The sequence below is a fragment of the Endozoicomonas atrinae genome (assembly GCF_001647025.1).
Classification (GTDB): Bacteria; Pseudomonadota; Gammaproteobacteria; order Pseudomonadales; family Endozoicomonadaceae; genus Endozoicomonas; species Endozoicomonas atrinae.
The window spans coordinates 1-5,518 of sequence record NZ_LUKQ02000305.1; the positions used below are offsets into that span (position 1 = coordinate 1).

The following is a 5,518-nucleotide window of genomic DNA, read 5'->3' on the forward strand; positions in this document are numbered from 1 at the left end:
GTCCTCTCGATTGGTCATGGCGCTGCTCCCTGCTTGATACCAACAGGAAAACAATCGGCCAGAAAAGGGTTAATCGGGAGGTCAAATTAAACTGGTGTTTTGAAGACTTATTACATCGGTGATGACAAACGATCCCACTGAATGATAATGGCCTTAAGTTACTTTCGAAATGGCGGGAGCAGACAGGGGGTAAAGGTCTGGTATTTCCCAGCCCGAAAACCGGCAAGCAATTGGATAATATGGATAATGCTTGGAGAACGGTGTTGAAATACGCAGGGCTTCATGTTGGAAAAGACGATCCTCGCCACTTCCGGTTCCACGACATGCGTCATACATTTGCTTCGCTATTGGTGATAAAAGGGGTCAGTCTCGCGCGCATTCAGCAATACTTGGGCCACTCATCGATAGAGATGACAATGGTCTACGCTCACCTGGCTCCGGAGGAAGGTACTGCAGAAGTCAATAAACTCAAGTTTTAATACAGCAGGGGGGTGATCTATAAAATGCAATTGTCTTGAGATATCTCTCACAGTAAGTAAAGGGAAAAAGTAATTGTTATTTTGTTTTTTATTTGGTATGTAGTTCATATGTACAGTGATTTTACTGTATATAAAGACCTGTAAGGAGATAGGTTGATGTCCACATCGATAGAGCTGAATGATTCAGCGATTGGGGAAATGAATGATCAACAGCTACTGCAGCTGTGCCGGGGCGCGAGCTGTCTGACAATCCAGACGGATATAGCGGGGCTAGCTGTATTGGCGGCTAATGACGAAGATACCAAAGCGTCGCCTGAAAATAAGCACTATCATGCTGATCAGCTGCTGAATGTATCGCAGTTAGCTGAGCTGCTTGGGGTGAAAGTGAGTACTGTTTATACATGGCGCTCAAAATGTCCGGATAAATTGCCGCCACATGTAGATATCGGTACTGATCGACGGAGTACTATCCGTTATCGGTATTCTGACGTTAAGGACTTTTTGAAACGTAGGTAATATGCCTTGATGTCAATCTGAGGCTAGCAGGGGGGTGATAGCCTTGGTTCTTAAAAATCGAGTTATTCAATATGAGGAGTCTAGATGAATTAAAATGAAATTAAGCACTATTGGGCATTCATATTATTAAAAAACGCGTCGTATAGTCCGAGTATCTATCGATGCTACACCTTACTTTTATACGTCTATTGTTCAGTACTTGTTCAACTTCCCACCCATGCATGTATTGGATTAGAAAGGCTACTTAAAGAATAGTCTCTGATCTGTTTGTTCAGTGTTCACTCTTCAATTTAAACCACTCATGCTGTGGCATTTGTGTTCTCCACTGATGTATATGACTTGGAGTTATTGGCATGGAAAATGGTGTATAAGATGCTAGCCTGACAAGGTGCTGTTGGGATAGGTCAGCTATATATGCTCTGTTTTTCTTCAGGCTTGTCAAATTATTATCGGATCGGCAAATAACTATTTCCTCTACCTTAGCTATTAGCTCTTCAATATGACAACTAAATTGGTCAACAAAAATACCAAATATTTGTGAACTTTTATAATCACTTGTTGGCTCTATTATAGGGAGTATTGGCGATGCAGGTAGCCTTTTAAGTTCAGCGGAAGGAATCAAACCTGGGGTCAAATCATTAAGGTAATGACAGAATTCATTAGCAAAGCACTGATTTGAAAATAGCATCTCCCACATCAAGCGGTCACTAACCTCATATTCAGGAAATATCCAGTTAGCAAATAAGGTGGCTACTAAGTCTAATTTTTCATCCAAATTGTAAAAATCCATAAATAACCCTTTTTTTATTTATTTTGTACGAAAAAATAATATTTTATATTTTCTTATCATATTATGAACTATAGTTTAATATATTGGACTTTCAAATTTTTAATGGATTTTTTGTTTGATATTTGGTATGAGTTTGATTTTGAATAAAAATATGGAAAAAATATGATCAGGTTTTTAGTCAGGAAGGCGTTGGATGATAAGAGCTTTTCTGAGAATCGACGTATAACATTGTCTGAACTCTGTAGTGAGACAGGAATCAGTAAGGGTACTCTTAATCGTATTTTAAATGAGCAAGGTTGTAATGTAGGCGTTCATTGTATAAATGAACTCTGTCGTTATTTTAATTGTCAGCCAGGAGACCTGCTAACTTATGTTGAAGACCATAAAAAATAATTTAAGATTTATTTTTTTGTCAGATAAGTAGACCGTATTTTTTTAAGGTAAAGTTGAGGTTCAACAATAAGAAAGGAGGCTGAAATGAAAGTAGAAACAGGTACAGGATTGCTCTACGATTCAAAGAGACCAGAGTGTCAGATCAAATATTCGGCTGTTTTTCATCGAGATATTGGTAATCAGTGTTATGCATACATTAGTTGTATCGATATTAGAGGCGGTGATGTAGCCTACTATTGGGGGCCTTGGTATCATTCCAATCCGAGATTATCTATACGACTGATTCTAGAAAAGGGTGGGAAGTGGCCTCAATGGCCGTGCCATTAAAGTTTTGATATACATGTTTCGATCTAAGCTATTTTGTAGTCAATAAATAGCAATCAAAAAAATTTCAATTTCATAGGTTTTTGATTACAGTTAGTTATTTCCAGTCGCTTGAATGTTTGCGGTTTTTCCTTCTAAGGACCATGATCGTATTTGGTTGTCACTGATGGTCATCGATAAAGGAGGGATTGATGAATCTAGATGATAAGTGCAGTGTGCATTTTAACTATCGCTCATTCATAGAGTGTGGTGTGACATACCAAAGGTCAAATCTCTCCAACTTGCCTTTAGAGAAAGATACTTGGGAGGCACTTTCTGCGTTGGCTCAAGAGTTGCTGGACCCTATTGTTGAGTACTTTGGTGACATTGAGCTGACTTATGGCTTTTGCTCTGAAGAATTGGCAAAAGCACGACAACGCCTGACAAAAAAGAACAATCAACTGGCGGCTATATTCCCTAGCCTTGATCAGCATGCTTGCCATGAGCTTAATCAGAAAATGGAAAGGATCTGTTGTCGTGGTGGTGCTGCTTGCGACTTCTTCATTCCTGGAAAGTCTTCTTTAGATGTGAGCTTGTGGATAGCTCAGAACCTGCCATTTGATAGGCTCTATTACTATGCTTCAGATAGACCGGTACATGTAAGTTATAACCGCAGTGATGCTTCTGGGCAGGTTTCCATTATGCGTCAGAAGAAGACTGGTCGAGGCTATATTCCTTTCACTACGTCGGTAGCTGGATTTCTGGAGCGATTTGCCAATGAATCATGAGCAATGGCTGTCATCTATTCAAGATCTGCGAGTGGGTAAAGTATTGCCAAAAGCAATATACATACACCGAGACGCTCTTGGTGAAATATCCCCTGCACTAACAGCATTTATAGGTAGTCAGGCACTCATTGCAGGACTTGAAGATGACGATTGGAATATTGCTCGTCTACACAAAGAGGCTTTTAAAGTAACCTTGCTCTATTATCCAAGGTTTTTCGATGATGCATATCCAGCTTTGCATAAAAGCACGGGCATAGACTTGGCTAAAGAGCAGGTTAAAAGCACTGATTTCACCAAGTCTCCCAACCCGCCAATTTTGCATAGAAAAGAGAATATGGTGCTGCCTTCACACCCTGACTATGAAGATTTCTGTCAAATCACTCGTGAAGGCGAAGAGGCTGGATTGTACAAGAATACAAAAATTATTGGCTTCAAACATGGTTGGGAAGCATTAATTCATGATAAGGGATATGAGCTGGTTGATGGCCGCTTGTTTCGAAAAGCATCGATAGATATAAACGATAAAAGAAACTATAAGGTTGATCGACACAAAACCGCTTTAAGCCGAGATGGTTTTTCCGTTCCAATGAAGTCATTAGCAAAGTATGGCTTTTTAAATGGAGAGTTTTCTGTTTTTGACTATGGGTGCGGCCATGGGGATGATCTTGCTGAACTGTCTGCTCACGGAATCTTAAGTTCGGGCTGGGATCCTAACTGGAGACCCGAGGGCGTTAAAAAAGAGAGTGATTTGGTTAACCTAGGGTATGTCATCAATGTAATTGAAAATTTACAAGAGCGAGTAGATGCTCTTCAAGGGGCTTGGAGTTTAGCCAGAAAACTGCTTGTTGTCTCTGCTATGGTTGCCAGTGAGAGACATATCAGTAAATTCAAGCCATTTAAAGATGGAGTTTTGACGTCCAGAAATACTTTCCAAAAATATTATAGCCAGAATGAACTTCAGCTATTTCTTGAGCAAGTTCTGGATGATGAACCAATACCGGTGGCTCCAGGAATTTTCTTTATTTTTAAAGATAAAGATCAGGAACAGCTGTATTTATCCAGAAAACAGATGCGTCGGACAAGCTGGAGGCAACTGGTTCATAAGACTGTTCATATTCCTAAACGGAAACAGTTTCTGGAAAAGAATAGGGTTCTTCTTGATAACTTATGGCAACGAATATTGGAGTTAGGGCGGGTACCAGCAGCAGACGAGTTTTCTGAAAGTGAAGAGCTAAAAGAAGTAATCGGTTCTCCCAAAAAAGCGTTCAACTTTCTGAGAGAAGAGTTTGATACCAATGCTTTGATGGATGCAGAGAAAGCTAGAAAAGAGGATCTTCTGGTTTATTTTGCACTGCAAGCGTTCAACAAAAAACGGGTATATAAACATATGCCTGATCAGCTAAAAAGAGACATAAAGGTATTCTTTACCGATTACAAAAATGCACAGGAAGAGGCCCGAACTCTTCTTTTCTCTATTGCGCAACCCGATATGATATTTGAAGCTTGTGTAAAAGCTCACGCCAAGTTACCTGCTTCATATTACGATGAAAATCACTCTTTAACACTGCATACAAAGTATATTAATGACTTACCGCCCGCTCTACGTGTTTATATTGGCTGTGCAGCTCAATTATTTTCGGAGGCAGATGGGTTTGACCTAGTAAAAATTCATATCCGATCTGGCAAGATATCTTTCATGCTGTATGAGGATTTTCACAACAGTCCACTGCCTGTTCTTAAGGAAAGGATAAAAATAAACCTTCGTACTCGTAAAGTAGATTATTTTGATTATGCCTATGGAGGTTTTGAGGTACAGCCATTGTATTGGAAATCTCAGCTCATTGATGACTCTTTTCCTGACTACAATAAACAAAAAGGGTTTGATGATAGGCTCGAAAAACTTGAGCTTCCGGGTATGGATGGTTATGGACTTTCGTTAAGTGACTTGAATGAAGTGTTAAAGCATGGCTACGAATTAAAGGTTCAGGGCTATCGCTTTTTCAAAGTGTCGTGACTGCTGGTTTTTTAAATGCAGAGCCTGTAAATAATTCTGTGTAAACGCCACCAAAACTATTACTCCTTGAACCGGTCAGGAAACATAATTTCAAACCGGTTCATGGCTGCTTTCCAGTTCCTGATCGGCATGGTCCATTTCTCGGAAGCTTTTTCCATGGCCAGATAGATTACCTTCATGACTGACTCATCAGTCCGAAAAATCTTCCGGTTCTTGATCGCCTTACGAATGACGC

At 39.9% G+C, this 5,518-nt stretch carries 6 protein-coding genes and 1 pseudogene; 5 read left to right on the plus strand and 2 right to left on the minus strand.

What is annotated here, in order from left to right; translation table 11 throughout:
* Positions 1-137 precede the first annotated feature (137 nt).
* Together AK963_RS24860 and AK963_RS24865 are read left to right on the plus strand one after the other, a co-directional pair.
* Complete coding sequence (locus tag AK963_RS24860) at positions 138-479, plus strand: site-specific integrase (protein ID WP_238593841.1); 342 nt, start codon at positions 138-140, stop codon at positions 477-479.
* 156 nt (positions 480-635) lie between these two features.
* Complete coding sequence (locus tag AK963_RS24865) at positions 636-995, plus strand: helix-turn-helix transcriptional regulator (RefSeq protein ID WP_066018082.1); 360 nt, start codon at positions 636-638, stop codon at positions 993-995.
* A 271-nt stretch (positions 996-1,266) separates the two neighbouring features.
* On the opposite strand, the gene AK963_RS24870 is transcribed toward AK963_RS24865, so the two are convergent.
* The gene (locus tag AK963_RS24870; RefSeq protein ID WP_066018083.1) at positions 1,267-1,785 is read right to left on the minus strand and encodes a hypothetical protein; all 519 of its coding nucleotides are present in this window, start codon (positions 1,783-1,785) and stop codon (positions 1,267-1,269) included.
* 162 nt (positions 1,786-1,947) lie between these two features.
* Here AK963_RS24870 and AK963_RS31545 point away from each other — a divergent pair, with 162 nt between their 5' ends.
* From AK963_RS31545 to AK963_RS24880, 3 genes are all read left to right on the plus strand, one after another.
* Positions 1,948-2,178: a helix-turn-helix domain-containing protein gene (locus tag AK963_RS31545; protein WP_083232882.1), complete on the plus strand. Its 231-nt coding sequence runs from the start codon at positions 1,948-1,950 to the stop codon at positions 2,176-2,178.
* 515 nt (positions 2,179-2,693) lie between these two features.
* A complete protein-coding gene (locus AK963_RS24875) occupies positions 2,694-3,269 on the plus strand; it encodes a hypothetical protein (RefSeq protein WP_066018084.1) in 576 nt (191 codons plus the stop codon).
* Positions 3,259-5,283 (plus strand): DNA phosphorothioation-associated putative methyltransferase, encoded by a 2,025-nt coding sequence (locus AK963_RS24880; protein WP_066018085.1) that lies wholly within the window; start codon positions 3,259-3,261, stop codon positions 5,281-5,283. Before AK963_RS24875 ends, AK963_RS24880 begins: the two co-directional genes overlap by 11 nt.
* Before the next feature lie 59 nt (positions 5,284-5,342).
* Here AK963_RS24880 and AK963_RS35900 read toward each other — a convergent pair.
* Positions 5,343-5,518 (minus strand): annotated as a pseudogene (locus AK963_RS35900) (IS256 family transposase); the annotation flags it as partial.

What these genes read in the sequence shown, in the direction of transcription:
- AK963_RS24865 (WP_066018082.1), top strand. Translation starts at nt 636, where the DNA reads ATGTCCACATCGATAGAGCTGAATGATTCAGCGATTGGGGAAATGAAT.
- AK963_RS24870 (WP_066018083.1), bottom strand. Translation starts at nt 1,785, where the DNA reads ATGGATTTTTACAATTTGGATGAAAAATTAGACTTAGTAGCCACCTTA.
- AK963_RS31545 (WP_083232882.1), top strand. Translation starts at nt 1,948, where the DNA reads ATGATCAGGTTTTTAGTCAGGAAGGCGTTGGATGATAAGAGCTTTTCT.
- AK963_RS24875 (WP_066018084.1), top strand. Translation starts at nt 2,694, where the DNA reads ATGAATCTAGATGATAAGTGCAGTGTGCATTTTAACTATCGCTCATTC.
- AK963_RS24880 (WP_066018085.1), top strand. Translation starts at nt 3,259, where the DNA reads ATGAATCATGAGCAATGGCTGTCATCTATTCAAGATCTGCGAGTGGGT.